The 19,568-nt window shown below is 36.0% G+C and carries 15 protein-coding genes, 1 other RNA gene and 1 pseudogene; 5 read left to right on the top strand and 12 right to left on the bottom strand.

The annotated features are described in order from the left end of the window. Positions 1-189: 189 nt before the first annotated feature. Both Q5Y73_RS17275 and trpB read right to left on the bottom strand, forming a co-directional pair. Positions 190-1,239: a bifunctional transcriptional activator/DNA repair enzyme AdaA gene (locus Q5Y73_RS17275; RefSeq protein ID WP_305993161.1), complete on the bottom strand. Its 1,050-nt coding sequence runs from the start codon at positions 1,237-1,239 to the stop codon at positions 190-192. Between the two features lie 333 nt (positions 1,240-1,572). Continuing rightward, the gene (gene trpB / locus Q5Y73_RS17270) at positions 1,573-2,733 is read right to left on the bottom strand and encodes a tryptophan synthase subunit beta (RefSeq protein WP_305993160.1); all 1,161 of its coding nucleotides are present in this window, start codon (positions 2,731-2,733) and stop codon (positions 1,573-1,575) included. Positions 2,734-2,949: 216 nt separating this feature from the next. On the opposite strand from trpB, the gene Q5Y73_RS17265 reads away from it, so the two are divergent. Further along, positions 2,950-3,786 (top strand): VOC family protein, encoded by an 837-nt coding sequence (locus Q5Y73_RS17265; protein ID WP_305993159.1) that lies wholly within the window; start codon positions 2,950-2,952, stop codon positions 3,784-3,786. Positions 3,787-3,788: 2 nt separating this feature from the next. After that, positions 3,789-4,556 (top strand): helix-turn-helix domain-containing protein, encoded by a 768-nt coding sequence (locus Q5Y73_RS17260; RefSeq protein WP_305993245.1) that lies wholly within the window; start codon positions 3,789-3,791, stop codon positions 4,554-4,556. Positions 4,557-4,696: 140 nt separating this feature from the next. Here the strand turns inward: Q5Y73_RS17260 and Q5Y73_RS17255 are convergent. Further along, a pseudogene (locus tag Q5Y73_RS17255) lies at positions 4,697-6,908 on the bottom strand (glycoside hydrolase family 3 C-terminal domain-containing protein). Between the two features lie 199 nt (positions 6,909-7,107). Here Q5Y73_RS17255 and Q5Y73_RS17250 point away from each other — a divergent pair. Together Q5Y73_RS17250 and Q5Y73_RS17245 are read left to right on the top strand one after the other, a co-directional pair. Next, the gene (locus Q5Y73_RS17250) at positions 7,108-7,647 is read left to right on the top strand and encodes a PadR family transcriptional regulator (protein ID WP_305993158.1); all 540 of its coding nucleotides are present in this window, start codon (positions 7,108-7,110) and stop codon (positions 7,645-7,647) included. After that, positions 7,644-8,438, top strand: a complete 795-nt coding sequence (locus tag Q5Y73_RS17245; protein ID WP_305993157.1) for an alpha/beta fold hydrolase — start codon at positions 7,644-7,646, stop codon at positions 8,436-8,438. Before Q5Y73_RS17250 ends, Q5Y73_RS17245 begins: the two co-directional genes overlap by 4 nt. 138 nt (positions 8,439-8,576) lie before the next feature. Here the strand turns inward: Q5Y73_RS17245 and Q5Y73_RS17240 are convergent, their stop codons facing one another. Next, complete coding sequence (locus Q5Y73_RS17240) at positions 8,577-9,686, bottom strand: P-loop NTPase family protein (RefSeq protein WP_305993156.1); 1,110 nt, start codon at positions 9,684-9,686, stop codon at positions 8,577-8,579. Between the two features lie 198 nt (positions 9,687-9,884). Between Q5Y73_RS17240 and Q5Y73_RS17235 the strand changes: the two genes are divergently transcribed. Then, entirely contained in the window at positions 9,885-10,805 is a 921-nt protein-coding gene (locus Q5Y73_RS17235) for a DMT family transporter (protein WP_305993155.1), read from the top strand. A gap of 316 nt (positions 10,806-11,121) precedes the next feature. Here Q5Y73_RS17235 and ssrA read toward each other — a convergent pair. The 8 genes from ssrA to tpiA all read right to left on the bottom strand — a co-directional run bounded on the left by ssrA (position 11,122) and on the right by tpiA (position 19,524). Beyond that, positions 11,122-11,488, bottom strand: a transfer-messenger RNA (tmRNA) gene (gene ssrA, locus Q5Y73_RS17230). 174 nt (positions 11,489-11,662) lie between these two features. Next, complete coding sequence (gene smpB, locus Q5Y73_RS17225) at positions 11,663-12,142, bottom strand: SsrA-binding protein SmpB (protein WP_305993154.1); 480 nt, start codon at positions 12,140-12,142, stop codon at positions 11,663-11,665. 80 nt (positions 12,143-12,222) lie between these two features. After that, a complete protein-coding gene (rnr, locus tag Q5Y73_RS17220) occupies positions 12,223-14,466 on the bottom strand; it encodes a ribonuclease R (RefSeq protein ID WP_305993244.1) in 2,244 nt (747 codons plus the stop codon). Positions 14,467-14,643: 177 nt separating this feature from the next. Next, positions 14,644-14,883, bottom strand: a complete 240-nt coding sequence (gene secG / locus Q5Y73_RS17215) for a preprotein translocase subunit SecG (RefSeq protein WP_305993153.1) — start codon at positions 14,881-14,883, stop codon at positions 14,644-14,646. Between the two features lie 68 nt (positions 14,884-14,951). After that, positions 14,952-15,713 carry a sugar phosphate isomerase/epimerase family protein gene (locus Q5Y73_RS17210; RefSeq protein WP_305993152.1) on the bottom strand — a complete coding sequence of 254 codons (762 nt, stop codon included), beginning with the start codon at positions 15,711-15,713 and terminating at the stop codon, positions 14,952-14,954. A gap of 220 nt (positions 15,714-15,933) precedes the next feature. Further along, positions 15,934-17,217 (bottom strand): phosphopyruvate hydratase, encoded by a 1,284-nt coding sequence (gene eno, locus Q5Y73_RS17205; protein ID WP_305993151.1) that lies wholly within the window; start codon positions 17,215-17,217, stop codon positions 15,934-15,936. A 15-nt stretch (positions 17,218-17,232) separates the two neighbouring features. Further along, entirely contained in the window at positions 17,233-18,771 is a 1,539-nt protein-coding gene (gpmI, locus tag Q5Y73_RS17200) for a 2,3-bisphosphoglycerate-independent phosphoglycerate mutase (RefSeq protein WP_305993150.1), read from the bottom strand. Beyond that, the gene (gene tpiA / locus Q5Y73_RS17195) at positions 18,772-19,524 is read right to left on the bottom strand and encodes a triose-phosphate isomerase (protein WP_305993149.1); all 753 of its coding nucleotides are present in this window, start codon (positions 19,522-19,524) and stop codon (positions 18,772-18,774) included. Between the last annotated feature and the right edge of the window lie 44 nt (positions 19,525-19,568).

The raw sequence follows: 19,568 nt of genomic DNA, 5'->3' as shown, positions 1-19,568 counted from the left end.
TATATCTTGGTTAAACCACAAAGGTGATAAATCGGGAGCCAATAAGACCTTTAATTCCCTTTATTTTTTTACATATTGGATTCAAACCTCTACCATTCCCTTCATTCTCATGTCTATATATTTAAGAGAACATTGTGTTAAATCTCCACTTTCTCTCTTTAAATCAGATAACCGTACTTATTTCTAAAATTATTTATACAACTTTTCGTGATTAAGCAACCAATTTTTTCTTTCGAGTCCTCCACCATAACCACCTAGTTCTCCATCAGATTGAATGACTCTATGACATGGTACTATGATCGATAATTGATTTGCTCCATTGGCATTACCAACTGCTCGGACAGATCTTGGATTATTCAATAAAGTCGCTAATTCCTTATAAGAAGTGGTGTTTCCTATTTCAATTTTTAACAACTCGTTCCATACAGATTTTTGAAAATCAGAACCAAAAAATATAATAGGCGTTTCAAATTTTTTAAGTCTGTTAGTAAAATAATGTTTCAATTCATTTTCAATTTGTTCTGAAATTTTAGTTTTCCCTGGAATAATTGAAGCATTTAATTTATTACGCATGCGTTCAACTTCTCTTTCCAACCCTCTGCGATCAACAAATTCAAGTAAATATAAAGATTCGTCATCTACTATACTTACCATCGGTCCTAATTTAGTATCTATCCAGCTTGCATAAAGGATTTTTACTTTTTGAGAATTAATAGGTGCATTACCCATGATATTGGAAAATGCATCACGGAATCCACTAGACGAGTCATATCCTACATCTATTTGAGCATTGATTATTTTCTCTCCTGTTCTTATGGATTTCAAAGCAAGCCCCATTCTTCTAGCCCTTGCATATTGTACAAATGTCATTCCATAGACTTTTTTAAATTGTCTTCTAGCAGTAGCTGCGTGAATTCCTAGGTCTGAGAAATCGGAATCTTTCCACCTTTTTTCTGGATTTTCCTCAACAAGATGTATCATTTGATGTACTAGTGGAGATATTTCTTTAGGATAGGACATTGGATGACATCTTTTACAAGGGCGAAACCCAGATAAAAGTGCTTCTTCAGCTGTTTTATAAAAATTACAATTTTCATATTTAGGTTTTCTTGCTGGGCAAGTCGCATGACAAAAAACTCCCGTCGTCGTTATTCCTGCAAAGAAAATACCATCATAATTTGAATTTCTTTCTAACAATGCTTTGTAATACTTTTCTTTTAAAGTTTCATCATTAATCATTCGGCATCCCTCATTTTAGGTCATTAAAATTTGATTTGATCATTCTTCAGATAGCTGTATAAATGATTTAAGATAACAACTTCATAAAACTTATCAAGGTTTGTATCTCTTTACGATGTAATTATCTAAAAACCCTTACTTTTTTACAAGTTTTCATTATATTTCTCCTTTACTTGTTTATATTGAAATTATAGAAGATTTATTGAAATAGAGAACACGAAAAATGAACACTTATTTTTTTATAGTTATTCCAAGAAAAAAAGAAAGACGCATCTCTTGTTAGAGAAACGCGCCAATCCTGCTGTACCCACTTGTCCCTATCGGACATATACTTTATTTCAACATTTGAAATACTTGCTCAACATCTTTATCACCTCGACCAGATAAGTTGACAATGAGAATCTGGTCTTTGTCCATAGTTGGTGCTATTTTCATTGTATATGCAACCGCGTGTGCACTTTCCAAAGCCGGTATGATCCCATCTGTTTTTGACAATACTTGGAACGCTTCCAATACTTCTTCATTGGTCACCGTATAGTATTCTGCTCGTCCAGACTCCTTCAAATCACTATGCTCTGGACCAATACCTGGATAGTCTAATCCTGCCGCAATAGAATATGTCGGTTTTGGATTACCCTCATCGTCTAAAAGAACCAAACATTTAAATCCATGAAGCTTTGATGGCACTCCCTCTGATAAAGTAGCTGCCTGATCTGGTTCTATTCCAATAATACGGACGGAAGGTTCTTCGAGATAATGTGCATAAGCTCCAATAGCATTTGATCCACCACCAACACATGCAATCACCGCATCAGGCAATCGACCTTCTTTTTCATAAATTTGTCGTTTTGATTCTTCACTAATAATAGATTGAAAATGTTTGACCATAGTTGGAAATGGATGAGGACCTACAGCAGATCCTAATAAATAGAATGTATTTTGATAGTTTTGCACCAAATCTCCCAATGCTTCATCAACAGCATCCTTTAGGCGGCCTTGTCCTTTATGTACGGAGATAACTTCTGCACCTAAGAGTTCCATTCTAAATACATTTAATGCTTGCCTTCTTGTGTCCTCTGCACCCATGTAAATAACACAATCCATGCCAAACATTGCACATGCTGTAGCCGTTGCTACCCCATGCTGACCTGCTCCAGTCTCTGCTATGACACGTTTTGCCCCCATTCTTTTAGCCAACAATATTTGACCTATAACATTATTAATTTTATGAGCACCTGTATGATTTAAATCTTCTCGTTTTAAATAAACTTTAGCACCACCAAGATGTTCAGTTAAACGTTCTGCATACGTTAGAGGATTTTCACGACCCACATACTCTTTTAAATAATATTTAAATTCTTCATTGAATACTGGATCATCCTTGTATTTTAAAAATTGTTCTGCTAAATAATCCAATACTTCCTGTAATTCAGGGGGAACAAAACTCCCACCAAATTGACCAAAATAACCTGCTTCTGTTCTAACTTCACTCATCTAAATCCTCCTCTCAACTGTATAAAGATATTAAAAAATAAATGAATATATTAAAAGAATATTCTGACAACTATATTTTGTCAACTAGTATAATAAGTTGTACAAATACAATTTAAAAATAATTTTTAGATAAAAATGAAATTTCGCTTGACCTTAAACCAGGTTTAACCTTTATGATAGAGATGGATATATTTTCATGAAAGAGGAGTGATTATAATGAAATTACCTGTTTTTGAGTGTGACGGAGGATTTATTATGGTTTCTTGGGATAAATTTGATGAAGGGATAGAATGGTATTCCAAACATATGGGATGGAAATGTGCTGATGTCATTCTCTCACCTCTAGGTAAAAAGGCTTTTTTCCCGCTACCTGATGGTGGGCAGGTTACTTTGAAATCATTTGAGTCGAAATTTGACCATTTTAAACAAGAGGATGGGTTTGAAGGTCATATTCGTTTAGGATTCAGATTAGCTGATTTGGAAGCAAATTATGCTTATTTTCAAAAGCATGACATTGAAGTTTCTGAAATCACGGAGCTTCCAAATGGCATTAGAACATTTGATTTTTATGGTTTTGAAAATACAAGAATCACTGCCACAGAAGATTCAAGAAAAGATGGACTTTATCCAGATTCAAGATTGATAGGGTTTGGGTATACACGTATTGGTGTGACAAATTTGGACAACGCTATACCATGGTATGAGGACATTATCGGAATGAAGAAGAAAGTTGATCAAGAGCTTCCTTATGGCTATTCTCGAATGGATGTTAAACTATCTAAGTATGGAGCGGAAGCAGTTAAAAAAGAATATATTGATGATGTATGGCTCGAACCGATTCCACAAGGATCTAAGGTCGAAAAGTCCAATCCTTCAGTTAGAACTTATTTTTATGTTAAACCTGAATTATTCAGAAGTACCCATCAATTACTAGCTGAAAAAGGAATCGAAACGTCTAAAACTGCTGGTGAACCAGAAAAGGGGTTTGCAGGATTTCATTTTTTTGATCCAGATGGCAACCGATTAAACGTTTGGTCGTATCCAATCTTTTAAAAATGTCAATGACAATCAATGTTTTTTCAACAAGGACTGGATTGCCCCCTAGTACACTTCGTTATTATGATCGAAAAAATCTTTTGAGTCCATCTGAAAGACTAAACAATGGATATAGAGTTTATACTGAAGAACAAATATCAGCTGCTTTAATGATTCATTCTCTGCGCCAAGCTGATGTTTCAATCCAAGACATTAGTGACTTTCTTGATGCCAATGAACAAGTAAAACAGCAGTTGATTCATAAATGGCGTTCTGAAGTTGAGGCAAAGCTTTCATCCATTACAATTGCTAAGCAGTACTTAGGAGGAATGACAGCGCAAGAAAATCATATACACCTCACAAAATGGGAGAATGAGAGAACATTTTTATGGTTCAAACATACGGTCCCTAGGAAAATACATCCCTTCCAACATCTAATGAAAAGAGACGCCCAATTAGCAAAAAAATGGGGATACAAAATTCACCCAGAAATTTATGTCAGAACTCTTGATGCTAAGTCAAAGCATATGAAAGGTGAAATCGGTTTTTTATTAGAAAATGAGAACAACAATCACAACACAGCTCAACACGAAGAAGTCTATATTGAAAAAATAAAACCTTCCCTTTTTGCCATTTGGGAATGTTCTGCACATAACGAATTTCTATGCTTCAACTATATGCAGCTCCTTCAAAAGTATGGTTTTTTGCCTATAGGCTTGAAGCTGGAACGATTTAATTCTGCTGATCATCATTTCTTTCAACTCATGATTCCACTGATGCAAAAGTAGAAAGCGTTGGTCAAACCTTTCTTATGATTCGGGTTCCCCAAATAGTACTCAGAGATATCTGCTTGCATTTTCTGCACTTTTTGGGATAAAAAAAAGTATAGGGCTACAATGGCAGCCCTATACTGATCAAGCTTTTCTTTTTAAACAACAGCCTGATTTAATTTTTCGATCAACTGATTTAACATTTCCTCCGAAAATTTATCAGCATTAAATGCGACTAACCCCCTCAGAGGCAAATACTTCATCATAGCTTCCATCATTTCAGGATTATCCTCTAGAGCATCCAGAGGCAATCACCGATTAGAGTATTTCTAGTAATTTCTTTTACTTTCCTCTTTGTTGTTGATAGTACTTGAACCGCTTCAGATAGTGCAATCTCTCTAGAAGATTTCCCAATTCGTATTTGGAATTCTCCACTTTCAACATACCAATCTGCTAACTCTATATCGTAATAAGCAAATGCACGTTTATCTAGTGTAAAAGTTACAACTTTTTCTTCTTCAGGATAAAGTTCAATCTTTTCAAATGCCTTTAATTCCTGTTCAGGTCTAACCACTGAGCTTTTAACATCCTTAATATAGAGTTGAACAATTTCCTTTCCAGGAACATGACCTGTGTTTCTCACCGTGACTTGAACTTCTATCCTTTCATTATCATTGATTTGTTCATGGCTTACTTTTAGATTTGAATATTCAAAATGGGTATAACTTAGTCCGTATCCAAAAGGAAACAACGGTTGAATTTGTTTGGTATCATAATAACGGTATCCAACAAAAATCCCTTCCTTATACTCAACTCGATCTCCTTCACCAGGGAAATGAAGATAAGATGGATTATGGCTTAACTGATTTGGAAAGGTTTCTGCTAATTTACCACATGGATTTACCTCACCAAATAATACATCTGCAATTGCACCACCAAATGCCTGTCCTCCTAGATAACCTTCAATTAGTCCGTTAACTTTGCTTAACCAAGGCATTTCCACTGGAGCTCCATTGCTTAACACTACAACAACCTGACTTTGTACTTCTGCAACTGCATGGATCAGTGCTTGTTGGTTGTGTGGAATGTCTAAATGTTCACGATCATATCCTTCTGACTCATATCTTTCAGGCAGTCCAACAAAAAGAATCGTAATATCAGATTTTGAGGCAGCCTCTACTGCTTCTTGAATTAAGTTTTGATCCACTTTATCTGCATTTATATCATATCCTTCTGCATAGGAAATATCTGCATGCTGAAAAGGCAGTTCTCGTATTTCCTCCAATACGCTATCTAGCTTTGTTGCATTAACATGTGAACTTCCTCCACCTTGAAATCTTGGATTTTCAGAAAAGCTCCAATTACTGAAATAGAACCTGATTTTATCAAAGGTAAAATTCGACCTTCGTTTTTTAACAAAACCATACTTTCCCTAGCGACTTCTCTAGCCAGCTGATGGTGAGCTTCCTGATCATAAGATGCATCTTCTTGATTTAGTTCAACTGCTCTGAAAATAATAGAGAGCAATCTTTCTACGGCTCTATTTAACGACTCCTCGGAAAGATGACCTTTCTTGATGGCCTCTACAATTTTTCGATCACCCGTTCCATTGCTTGAAGGCATTTCAAGGTCTAACCCTGCCGCTAATCCTTCGTGTCGTTCATTCACTGCACCCCAGTCTGATACTACAAATCCTTCATGCCCCCACTCATCCTTTAGAATCTCTGTTAATAACGTCCTGTTTTCTGAAGCAAACTCACCATTCACTTGATTATATGAACACATTACTGTCCAAGGCTTTGCTTTCTTCACTGCCCCTTCAAAACTCGCAAGATAGATTTCTCTTAATGTTCTTTCATCTATGACAGCGTCTGTAGACATTCTCCGATGCTCCTGATTGTTAGCAGCAAAATGTTTAAGAGAAGTACCCACACCTTGGCTTTGCACACCTTGTATATGACTGGCAGCAAGCTCAGAAGATAAATATGGGTCTTCAGAAAAATACTCAAAATTCCTGCCACAGAGCGGAGAACGTTTAATATTTGCACCAGGACCTAACAATACTGCAACATCTTCTGCTTGACACTCTTTTCCTAGGGCAAGCCCAACTTTTGCAATTAAATCACGATCCCAAGAACATGCTAATCCAGCAGCTGAAGGAAAACAAGTGGCAGGCACACTATTATGTAACCCTAGGTTATCCGCACTTCCACTTTGTTTTCTCAACCCATGCGGTCCATCTGCGAGCATTATGGAAGGAATGCCTAACCTTTCAATTCCTTTTGTATGCCAAAAATTTAAACCAGAGCATAAACTAGCTTTTTCCTCTACTGTCATTTCGGATATTAGTGCTTGTATTTTTTCTTTCATCATAAAATGGGACCTCCAAAAAATTATTTAAACAAATCCTGATTGGAAAAATAGTAGCGCTTACTTTTATATTATTATAATGCTAATAATAACAAGATGCACATGGCAACATCTATAACACCAAAAATGATTGAATCATATTGATTGTTATTCCATCATATATTACTATTAGGTATATATCTAAAGGAGTGATTATTCATTGATTTATGTACTATTAGGACTACTCATGCTTAGAAATATGACCGTTTACGATATGAGAAATGCGCTTGAAAGAGAAGTTTCACCTTTTTACGCCGCAAGTTATGGAAGCATTCAAAATGCAATAAAAAAGCTATTAAATGAAGAGGCAATTACTTTTACTGAATCCATTGAAAACGGTAGAGCCAAAAAAGTATATCAAATAACACCAAAAGGAAAACAAATGTTCATGTCTTGGCTAAGTTCAGAAATCGACATTGATTCTCCTAAAAATGATGGATTATTGAAGCTTTATTTTTATGGATTTCTTGACAACCAGAAGCGCATTGATTTATTAGAAAAATATATACATGTTTTAAAAGACAAAATAAACAATTATACAACTTATCAATCTAATGCTTTAGATATGGATATACCCGAAAAATACGAAGAAATTGCAAACTATCAATTTGAAACATTAGATTATGCTATAAAGCACTACTCTTTTGATTTAACCTTTTATGAGGAGCTTTTGGAAAAAATGAAAGGAGAGCGAAAATGAATGAAAAAACGTTAACTTATAATGAGTACGATGTATACTATTACACGAATGATTTAAACAAAAAAGAGACAGTTCTCTTCCTACACCCAGCTTTTAGCGACCATACTGCTTTCGTGGATCAATTCGATTCTTTATCTGATCAGTTTAATCTTATAACCTTGGATATGATCGGTCATGGTAAAACTCAGCCTAAAAAAACAACAGATGATATAGAAGCTACCATACAACATATGAAGGATATACTAACTGAAAATCATTTAAAAACCTGCCATATTGTTGGTGTTTCTTTAGGTTCCTTAGTTGCACAAGGTTTTGCTGAAAAACATCCTGATATAACCAAAAGCGTAACCGTAGTTGGTGGATATAGTATTCACAATTACAATCAAGATATTTTAAAGGCACAGCAAAAAGCAATATTCAAAGTACTATTTAGGATCATTTTTAACATGAACAGTTTAAGACGTTACGTTTCCAAAATCTCAACCTACCATAAACATGCATATGAACGCTTCTATTCTTCAAGCAAATCCTATACAAGAAAATCACTTAAATACATGCAAGGTATGCAAAAAATATTTCATCAAACTAAGGAGAAAATACCCTATCCTTTACTTATCGTCTATGGTGAACATGACTTAGACATAGGAAAAAATCATGCAAAGCTTTGGCATAAACAAATCCCAGAATCGAAGCTGCATATTGTTGAGGATGCAGGTCATTGTGTAAATATGGAGCAGCCAGAGAAGTTTGATCTAATTTTATTAGACTTTATTGAAAATTTGCGCCCATGAGCTTATTTTATCACTAGCTTCAATGTCTACTTTGTTTATATTCATATTTAATGCCCAATAACTTTGCTGTACGATAAAGTATAACAGCCGACTCTTCCAAAAAAGACACCAACTTGGTGTCTTTTTTCTGTTTATTTCTTAAATTCGTCCCCTTATCCTTTTAAACACGATACCCGTTTCTGTCCAACGATTGATTAGACTGATACCCTTGATCAAAACATGATTTCCATCGGGCACATTAAGAATAACCGGCATATCATGAATATAAAACTCCTCTTCAGAGCGGGAATGTAATCTATGATTATTCCCTTCAGGATCTGTCATAGTAAAACCCTCTGAATCTTTTTTTATTTTCATAGTTAATACAAGATCCTGATTGGAAAATTCACCTTCTTGAAGTCTCACTGTAGGATCAGGAAGATGTGTTAGATCAAAAAAAGTTAGCAACTGATGTTCATATTCTCCCCATTCCGCTGATGTTACTTCTATCGAAAGCTTAGGACAGGGTGCCTTTTCAAACAACTCATGCGCCACTTGATGATAATCAGCTAAAAACTCAAAATAAGTTTCAACTTGATCTGGTCGAGAGTTGTAGTAAGCTCTTTGTCTATCCCTTTTCCAAATACTTTGTATAAATGACTCTCCACGAGCTTTTATAAGATGGTCTATCGCATCTGTTACAGATTCACGGTGCAGATAAACTAGTTTTGGATTTAAAGGCTTTACAATACCCCATAAAGTTTCTATAAAGTAATCTAATGCTTGTTTCGGGGCATTTTCAAGTTGAAAACTAAAGATTTGATATTGGAAAATACAACTATCTAATATAACGACCTGCTCAGGTTTTTCTGCAACGCTTTTGGCAAAACATTTCCACTTTTCCAATGCAACCTCAATATATTTTTCAAGTGAAAAATTCCACACATTTTTTTCTCGAAGTTTTTGAAATGCTGCCTCAGGTAAATTTTCTTGATGATTCCATGATAACTCAAGCAAATCTATACCCACACTGTCTTCACGTACTTGAGCAATTCGATCCATAAATGATACATCTTGATCCTGCCCATTTTTCCAACTTTGATATTCTTCCTTACTAAAATAAGCTTCATGGAAAAACAAAACCGGGTGAGATCGTTCTAATTCAGGTACCCATCTTGTATTAAACCCATTTCGTTCAAACTGACGATATAATAAACCTGAGTTTGTTGATTTTCCAACTCCAGGTAATCCTTCCAAAAAAACAAGCATCAAAAACGCCTCCAAAAAAACAATAACACATTTAAATATTGAAACACTAATCATTCTTTTAACAAAATACTATTTCCCAATTAAAATTGACAGCAATTATAACATATCTTATAATCTCACGATATACCCATTTTCAAAGGTTTCAATTTAAAATTACGTAAAATACTAGTATTTTTATAAGAAAGAGAGATTTGATCATTGTTAAAGAAATCCGTTTTAGCAGATGGAGTTTTGTTGCTCGTAGCCTTCGTGTGGGGTACAACCTTTGTACTCGTTCAAAATGCAATTTCATTTTTACATCCATTTTCATTTAATGGAATCCGTTTTTTGATAGCAGGACTTTTTTTACTTTTGTTTATTCTCCTATATAAATTGAAGCTATTGAAGGAAATAGATCGTTCTTTATTGATATCTGGCATGGTATTAGGTATCTGGTTATTTTTAGGATATGCCTTTCAAACTTTCGGATTGCTTTATACTACTTCATCCAAGGCTGGTTTTATCACCGGTTTAAGTGTTGTATTAGTTCCATTATTTGCAGTCTTTTTAACAAAATCGAAATTGACCCGTAATGGAATCATAGGTGCATTAGTAGCAACGGTTGGTCTCTACATGTTAACGATCGGGGATCGAATATCTATGAATAACGGTGATGTTCTTGTGTTTTTTTGTGCCATATCATTTGCTATGCACATTATTCTGACTGGAAAATATACAAACCGTTACTCAAGCCTATTATTAACCGTCATACAAGTGTTTACTGTATCTATTTTATCGCTATTATTAGCCTTTCTTTTTGAAGATTGGGAATCTCAACTTCAATTTAATATATTATTTAAAAACGAGGTTTTTATAGCTTTAGGAATTACATCTATATTTGCAACTGCACTTGCTTTTTTAGCACAGACCACATTTCAAAAATCAACAACACCTACAAGAGTGGCATTAATTTTTGCTACTGAGCCTGTCTTCGCTGCTCTCGCAGGATACCTTTGGGCAAATGAACAGTTATCTCATATTGCGATTATAGGATGTATATGTATCTTTGTTGGTATGATCTGTTCTGAATTGCCACAAAAAAAGAAGAATGTCGGTATCCTTGACAAGGTAAACATCTAAGCTAAGCACTTTAGCTGAATGATATTTTTATTCGTTTTATTACCGTATGTATACTTTTATTTTACGGGTTTCCTGTTTCAATCTTAATGGTTTTTATTCTATTCTTTTTTCTCGTTTGGTGGAGGCGAGGGGAGTATCTCATTCTCTTATTATAACTGCTATCGATGCTTTCCTTTTGATGACAATCTTATCGGTTGAATGAAATGCCGTACTCCCTCCGCTTTGCTGCGGTCCGTGCGGTCTAAACCCTTGGGTTCTTATGTCTCGTCTAACAAAATAAAAGGCCCTGACCTCTTGCGGTCAGAGCCTTTACGTTTGGTGGAGGCGAGGGGAGTCGAACCCCTGTCCGAAAATATCGCCACATAAGCTTCTACGGGTGTAGTTGCTTGAGAAAGTTTCGCTTAAACAGCCGCCAAGCAACCCGCTACTGTTTAAACTAGTCTGATTGTCTTCTTCCGCTGACCTCAGACGGAGATCAAACGGCGTAGCCCACTAAAGTTGAGCCCTAATCCTGCCACATGGGCGATGGAAGGTTAGAGCTAGCCCGCTGGTTATTAAGCAGCTAAAGCTAAGTTGTTGTTTTGTTTGCCGTTTAAATAGGCTTTAGCGTTGATGAAGTGGACGCGTCCCCACTACCCGCTACTCATGCTCAAACTATCCCCGTCGAATCCATAAACGCCCCCAGGATAGAAAAAAGCTTCATGAGAAGCTAATTCATAAATGAAACACATTAGTATAACTTAAAGTGTTTCTCTGTTGCTGTACTCATAGTATACCACAATGACACGTATTTATCTAAAATTAATTGTTGGAAAGCGTGGTCGTGATTGGATGAAAATCAAACACTTGCTAAAAAATTAACGAGCCACTTTTTGCTTTTCACGAAGTGCTCTTTGGATGTCTCGTTGTGCATCTTTTTTCTTCGCTGTTTCTCTTTTATCATATTGTTTTTTACCTTTACCCAATCCAAGCAAGAGCTTTGCAAATCCATTTTTTATATAAATTTTGAGTGGCACTAACGCATATCCTTGCTGCTTAGAAGCTCCGTAAAGAGTATCAATTTGTTTCCTTTTGAGCAGTAACTTCCTAGCACGTGTAGGATCATCAGGGTTATTGCGATTTCCTTGTTCGAATGGGCTAACATGCATATTATGAATAAACGCTTCCCCATTACGAATCGTAGCAAAACTATCTGACATATTCGTTTTTCCCCCACGAATTGACTTGATTTCAGTTCCTGTCAACACAAGACCCGCTTCAAATGTCTCTTCAATAAAATAGTCATGGGATGCTTTTTTATTTTGAGCTAATGGCCTATCTGTACTTTTTTTGCTCATATCTTTATCACTTCTCCCAATGCGTGTTGCTTTTTATGGCTAGAAATCAATTTTATCAATAACCCTATTTGAAATCAATATTAAATCTTAGGTCTTTTCTTCTCTTTCTTTTTTCTTTTTGCTTTTACGTAACTTTGTTTTTTTTCTCCCTTTTTATCATCTACCAAACTCACTTTACTTTTTCGTGGTTTCATATCTACAAGCTCAAAATCAATGGTGTAATCCGTAATGTTTACACGGGAGACTCTTACCTTCACTTCGTCTCCAATGCGATATATTTTAGATGTTCTCTCTCCAATGAGTGCAAGCTGCGCCTCATGATAATGATAATAATCATCTGTTAAATCACTCAAGCGAATAAGACCTTCTACGGAGTTATCTAGCTCTACAAACATGCCAAAGCTTGTTACGCTGCTGACAATCCCTTCAAATTCTTCTCCCACTTTATCCAACATAAATTCAGCTTTCTTAAGATCATCTGTTTCACGCTCTGCATCAACAGCTAATCTTTCTCTCTCTGATGATTGCACCGCTATGTCATGCATTCGACTAGCTAGATATTCATGTCTTTTTTCAGATAAAGCACCACTTGTAATGATTTCGCGCATCACACGATGAATGACTAAATCAGGATATCTTCGTATTGGTGAAGTAAAATGAGAATAAAAGTCTGCTGCTAGACCAAAATGACCCGTGCTTTCTGCATCATATTTTGCCTGCTTCATTGACCTTAACATATAGGTACTAATGACAGTTTCTTCCTTGGATCCTTTAATCTCCTCAATGATAGTTTGCAGCGCTCTTGGATGAATAGAGTTGCTTCTGCCTCGAATGACATATCCAAAATTATTAATAAATGTCATTAGGTTCATGAGTTTCTCTGCATCTGGATGTTCATGTATTCGATATAAGAAAGGCACTTTTAGCCAGTAAAAATGTTCCGCTACCGTTTCATTCGCAGCCAACATAAACTCTTCAATGATTTGTTCAGCAATTGATCTTTCTCTTTTCACGATATCAACAGGTACGCCTTGATTGTCTACAATAATTTTAGACTCCTGAAAATCAAAATCAATGGCACCACGTTTCATACGTTTTTTCCTTAAAATCAGCGCGAGTTCTTTCATTTGCTTAAAAAAGTCAATAAGATCGCTATATCGATCCATTAATTCAGCATCTTCATCTTCTAATATCTTTCTTACATCGGTGTATGTCATTCTTTCAGTCGTATTAATCACACTCGTAAAGATATCATGTTTAATCAACTTGCCTGTAGTATCAAATTCCATTTCACAGGACATTGTTAATCGATCAACCTGTGGATTTAAACTACATATCCCATTTGATAATCGATGTGGAAGCATTGGAATCACTCTGTCAACCAAATAAACACTGCAGCCTCGATTGAAAGCTTCTTGATCCAGCTTGGAATTTTCCTTCACATAGTAACCAACATCAGCAATATGTACACCTAAACGATAGTTCCCATTTTCCAATTTTTCAACATTTACGGCATCATCTAGATCCTTTGCGTCGGCACCATCAATGGTGACAATCGTTTTATCCCGCAAGTCTCTTCTTCCTTGTGCTTGTATTTCTTCCTCCGTAATGGCATCAGGTGCAGCTTCAGCTTCATCCATCACTTCATCGTTGAACATTTCAGGCAAATTAAATTTGCGAATAATGGACAATATATCTACTCCTGGATCATCCTTATGTCCAAGAATTTCAATAATTTTACCTTCCGCAGAGGCTCTTCCTTCTGGATATTTCACAATTTCTGCTACTACCTTTTGCCCATCAACCGCACCTAAAAAACTTTCCTTCGGAACAAAAACATCTCTGGTAAGACGTTTATCATCCGGAAGAATAAATCCAAATGCTCCGTTATTTTGAAAAATACCTACTATTTGTGTAATCGCGCGTTCTATTATACGAACAACTTCACCTTCTAATTTCCCTCCTGATGGACCTCTGCTGTTCACACGAACAAACACAACATCTCCATTCATAGCACTCATAAGATCATTGGCATGAATATAAACATCAGATTGATCCTTGTCATCAGGGATAAGAAAAGCAAAACCTTTTGCATGTGCTTGAATTTTCCCTCTAATTAGATCCATTCTTTCAGGAACACCATATCGATCCGTTCTCGTCCTAATAATGATGCCCCTTGTTTCTAAATCATTTAATAATTTTAAAAAACTTCGGAACTCTTCAGCACCTTCTACTTGAAAATGCTGTTCTAGTTCTTTATAACTCATCGGTTTATATGCATCTTCACGCATAAAGTTAAGTAAATGTTCTTCTGCTACTACCATATGTTCACCTCTAAACTTCAATTTCTATCTCATAGTATTCTCTGTAAATAAACAATTAAACATAACTCCTACTAATCGCCCTTATTTTTAAAAGAGTCCCATGTATTAACATCATAAAAAACAAAAAGAAAACAGCAGGAATTGTCTCCTGCTGTTTGGATTCGTTATAAGTAATAATCAAATTGGGCCAAAAATATAAGAAACTAATAGCGCTAAAACAATAAAACCTACAGCTAACACTAATGTTAAACGTTGTAGTAACAAATCTATTCCTCTAGCTTTTTGTTTACCAAATAATTGTTCAGCACCACCGCTAATCGCTCCGGATAATCCAGCACTTTTCCCTTTTTGTAAAAGCACAACTGCAATTAATCCCAAAGAGAAGATAATTAGTAAAATAGTTAAAAATGTTCCCATAATGTTCCTCCTAAAAGGTTGGCTTTCGCACAGAAATCAATGTTCATATTATATCATAGGAGCATGTCTTAAGCAACACCGATTGATTTTAAATAATTTATGCTCATTTTTATACTTTCAAGTGGAGGACGTTCACATACATCTTGCTCTACAATAAAATGCTCAATACCAATGTTTTCAGCCATTTTAAAAATAGAAAGATAGTCAATGATTCCTTGTCCTACTTCTGCAAATGTTTCTCGATGATCTTTTGTCATATCTTTGATATGAATGATTGGACATCGATTTTTAAAAGACGATAAGTATTCGATTGGATCTAATCCTGCTTTTTTCACCCAAAACAAATCTAATTCAGCAACTAATAAGTTAGCATCGATGGATTTGTATATACGATCTAAAATGTAGCTTCCCTCTTCCGTTTTTTCAAATTCAAAATCATGATTGTGATACGCGAATTGCAAACCGTTATCTCTACATTTCGCTGCAATTTCCTTAAAACTTTCAAGTGTTGTTTTTAAATTCTGTTCTCCTCTAAGATATGTCTGAACGTCTAAATATGGACAAACAATATACTTAGATCCAATTTCCAAGCTGTATTCTATTTGATTTTCCAGCTGATGCTGCAGCACTTCAATTGGAACATGACTTGAAGGAGCATATAAACCAAGGTCGTCTAAGATCTTCTTCATTTCCTTTGCTTCTATCCCACCATAACCTGCAAATTCAACGGTTTGATACCCCATATCTGCGACTGATTGTAAAGTGTCAACAAAATCTTTTTCCGTTTCTTCTCGAAGTGTATATAACTGTAATCCTACTGGTATCGACATAACCAACTACCTCCTAAGATAATGTAATTATTTCGTTTTACCTTGTTGTAACTGAATTATATCGATGATCTTGTTACAATGATATTGCGATTATAGGTGCAGTTTTATGTTATTTTGGGGTTAGGGAAGAGGAGGAAGCAGAGAGCCTATATAAAACAAAAACCCCATAGTGAGATTTTTAACAAATCTCACTATGGGGTAACCGTATATAAAGTTGATTTTATTTCAAGTTATAAAATGCTTCTTTTCCCCCGTAAATTGCGATGTTTGCCAACTCGTCCTCAATGCGAAGCAATTGGTTGTATTTCGCAACACGATCTGTACGTGAAGGAGCACCTGTTTTAATTTGTCCAGCGTTTGTAGCTACTGCAATATCAGCAATCGTAGTATCTTCGCTTTCACCAGAACGGTGTGAAATTACCGCTGTGTAACCAGCACGCTTAGCCATTTCGATTGCATCAAAAGTTTCAGTTAGTGTACCGATTTGATTCACTTTTACTAAAATGGAGTTTCCGATGCTTTTTTCAATTCCTGTAGAAAGACGTTCTGTATTTGTAACAAATAAATCGTCTCCAACTAATTGAACTTTGTTTCCGATTTTTTCAGTAAGTAACTTCCATCCATCCCAATCGTCTTCAGCAAGACCATCTTCAATGGAAATAATAGGATACTTTTCAACTAACCCAGCTAAGTAATCTACAAATTCTTCAGAAGTAAAGGATTTACCTTCTCCAGATAATTCGTATTTACCGTCTCTATAAAATTCTGTAGAAGCGATGTCCATACCAATCATTACATCTTCTCCAGCTTTATAACCTGCCGCTTCAATCGCAGAAATAATCGTTGTAATAGCTTCTTCGTTAGATCCAAGGTTTGGAGCAAATCCACCTTCGTCACCAACAGCTGTATTTAAACCTTTATCTTTTAGTACCTTTTTAAGTGCATGGAAAATTTCCGCACCTGTACGTAATGCTTCTTTAAAAGTAGGTGCACCTACTGGAAGAACCATAAATTCTTGAATATCTACGTTGTTATCAGCATGCTCTCCACCATTTACAATGTTCATCATAGGAACTGGTAAAGTTTTTGCATTAAAACCACCTAAGTAAGCATATAACGGAAGATCTAAAGCTAAAGCTGAAGCACGTGCTACTGCCATAGAAACAGCAAGAATAGCGTTTGCACCAAGTTTTGCTTTATTTGGTGTACCATCAAGCGCGATCATTTTTTTATCAATACCTAATTGATCCAGTGCATCCCAACCAATCAATTCAGGTGCAATAATTTCATTTACATTATCCACTGCTTTTGTAACACCTTTACCTAAGTAACGGCTTTTATCCCCATCGCGAAGCTCAACTGCTTCATAAGCACCTGTGGATGCACCAGAAGGTACGATTGCTGTTCCAAGCGCTCCAGATTCTAAATAAACTTCTACTTCTACAGTTGGATTTCCACGTGAATCTAATACTTCACGAGCATAAAGATCAGAAATAATCGTCATTTTAAAAAACACTCCTTATTTTTTGATAATTGATGAACCTGTCATTTCTTCAGGCTGTTCTAATTGTAATAGTTCTAGTAGGGTTGGTGCAATATCTGCCAAAATTCCATCTTCTCTTAAAGATGCATTGTTGTCTGTCACAATAAGTGGTACTGGGTTTGTTGTATGTGCAGTATGAGGACGACCATTCTCATCAACAATAATATCCGCGTTTCCATGGTCAGCTGTAATGATTGCAGCCCCACCCTTTGCCAGAATCGCATCAACAACTTTCCCTAAGCATTCATCCGTAGCTTCAACAGCCTTAATTGTTGGTTCTAATTTACCCGAATGTCCAACCATATCTGGATTGGCAAAATTTAATATAATGGCATCAAACTTGTCGGATTCTACTTCCTTAACTACCGCATCAGCCAACTCATAAGCACTCATTTCAGGTTGCAAGTCATAGGTTGCTACCTTTGGAGAGTTAACTAACAAACGTGTTTCACCTGGAAGCTCAACATCACGACCCCCACTAAAGAAAAACGTAACGTGAGGATATTTTTCAGTTTCAGCTGCCCTAAGCTGTTTCTTATTGTTTTGTGCCAATACTTCTCCTAAAGTATTATCCAAATCCTTTGGTTTATACGCAACATAACCACCAACGGTTTCACTAAATAGAGTTAAACTTACATAATAGATATTTTTCGGGAAATGCTCTCCACGATCAAATCCACGAAAATCTTTGTTTGTAAACACTTGAGATAATTGAATCGCACGATCTGGTCTAAAATTTAGAAAGACAACTGCATCATCGGATTCAACAAGTCCACGAGGGTTTTCTTCACGGTCAACAATAACAGTAGGTAGAACAAACTCATCGTATACAGATTGTTCATAGGACTCTGCAATCGCTTTGATCGGATCATGATATTTTGGCCCTTCACCATAAACCATCGCACGATAGGATTTTTCTACTCTGTCCCAACGTTTATCACGATCCATCGCAAAGTATCTACCTTGTACCGTTGCAATTTTTCCTATACCAACTTCACTTATCTTTTTCAACAATGCTTCCATGTAGGCTTTTGCACTATCAGGAGCTACATCACGACCATCTAAAAAGGCATGTATATATACATCCTCTAAGCCTTCTTTTTTTGCCATTTGCAGCATAGCATATAGATGCTGTTGATGTGAATGCACACCGCCATCTGAAAGAAGAGCATACAAGTGTAATTTTCGGCTGTTATCCTTTGCATGTCGAACAGCTTTCAGCAATGTTTCATTTTCAAAAAACTCGCCCGTTTTTATAGATTTTGTGATACGTGTAAGATCTTGATAAACAATTCTACCTGCCCCAATGTTCAAATGTCCTACTTCTGAATTTCCCATTTGCCCTGCAGGAAGTCCTACCGCTTCACCCGCAGCTGTTAGTGTCGTATGTGGGTAAGTGTTCCAATAACGATCATAGTTCGGTTTGTTTGCTTGTGCAACTGCATTCCCTACTGTTTCATTTCTTAGTCCAAATCCATCCAAAATAATTAATGCAACAGGTTTAGGTGCTGACATTTATTTTGCCCCCTCAACTAATTGAGTGTAGGAAGCTGGATCTAAACTTGCTCCTCCTACAAGCGCTCCATCGATATCAGATTGACCCATATAATCGCGAACGTTATTTGGTTTTACACTTCCACCATATTGAATACGTACTTGATTTGCTATTTCTGCATCAAAAGATACAGCAATTTGTTCTCTAATATAAGCGATGACTTCGTTTGCATCTTCAGCAGTTGAAGATTTCCCTGTACCAATTGCCCAAATCGGTTCATAAGCGATAACAACTTTCGCAGCTTGATCTTTTGTAAGTCCTTGTAAAGCTTCATTCACTTGCAGTTTTACAACCTCTTTTGTTTGATTCGCTTCTCTTTCTTCTAATTTCTCACCTACACAAACAATTGGAGTAAGATCATATTTAAAAGAAGCATGTACTTTTTTATTAACAGTCTGATCTGTTTCTGCAAAATATTCTCTTCTTTCGGAGTGACCAATGATAACATAGTCAACACCTAAATCGTTTAGCATAAACCCGCTTATTTCGCCTGTAAAAGCACCACTTTCTTCCCAATGGAAGTTCTGTGCACCTACTTTTATTTTTGTACCTTTCACCGCATCAACTAAAGCTGGTAGGTTTGTAAAAGGAGCGCAGATAACACTCTCTACACCTTCAACTTCCGCCTTCCCTTTTACCTCGTTGATAAAAATTTCCGCATCGCTGACTGTTTTAAACATTTTCCAGTTTCCAGCAATAATAGGTTCTCTCATGCTATTCACTTCCTTCATTTTATAATTAATAAACAATAATACAA

Origin of the sequence: Chengkuizengella axinellae, assembly GCF_030730905.1 — a bacterium.
GTDB classification, from domain to species: domain Bacteria; phylum Bacillota; class Bacilli; order Paenibacillales; family KCTC-33759; genus Chengkuizengella; species Chengkuizengella axinellae.
The sequence above is the reverse complement of the archived record's forward strand: the minus strand, read 5'-3'. Positions and strand labels throughout refer to the sequence as shown.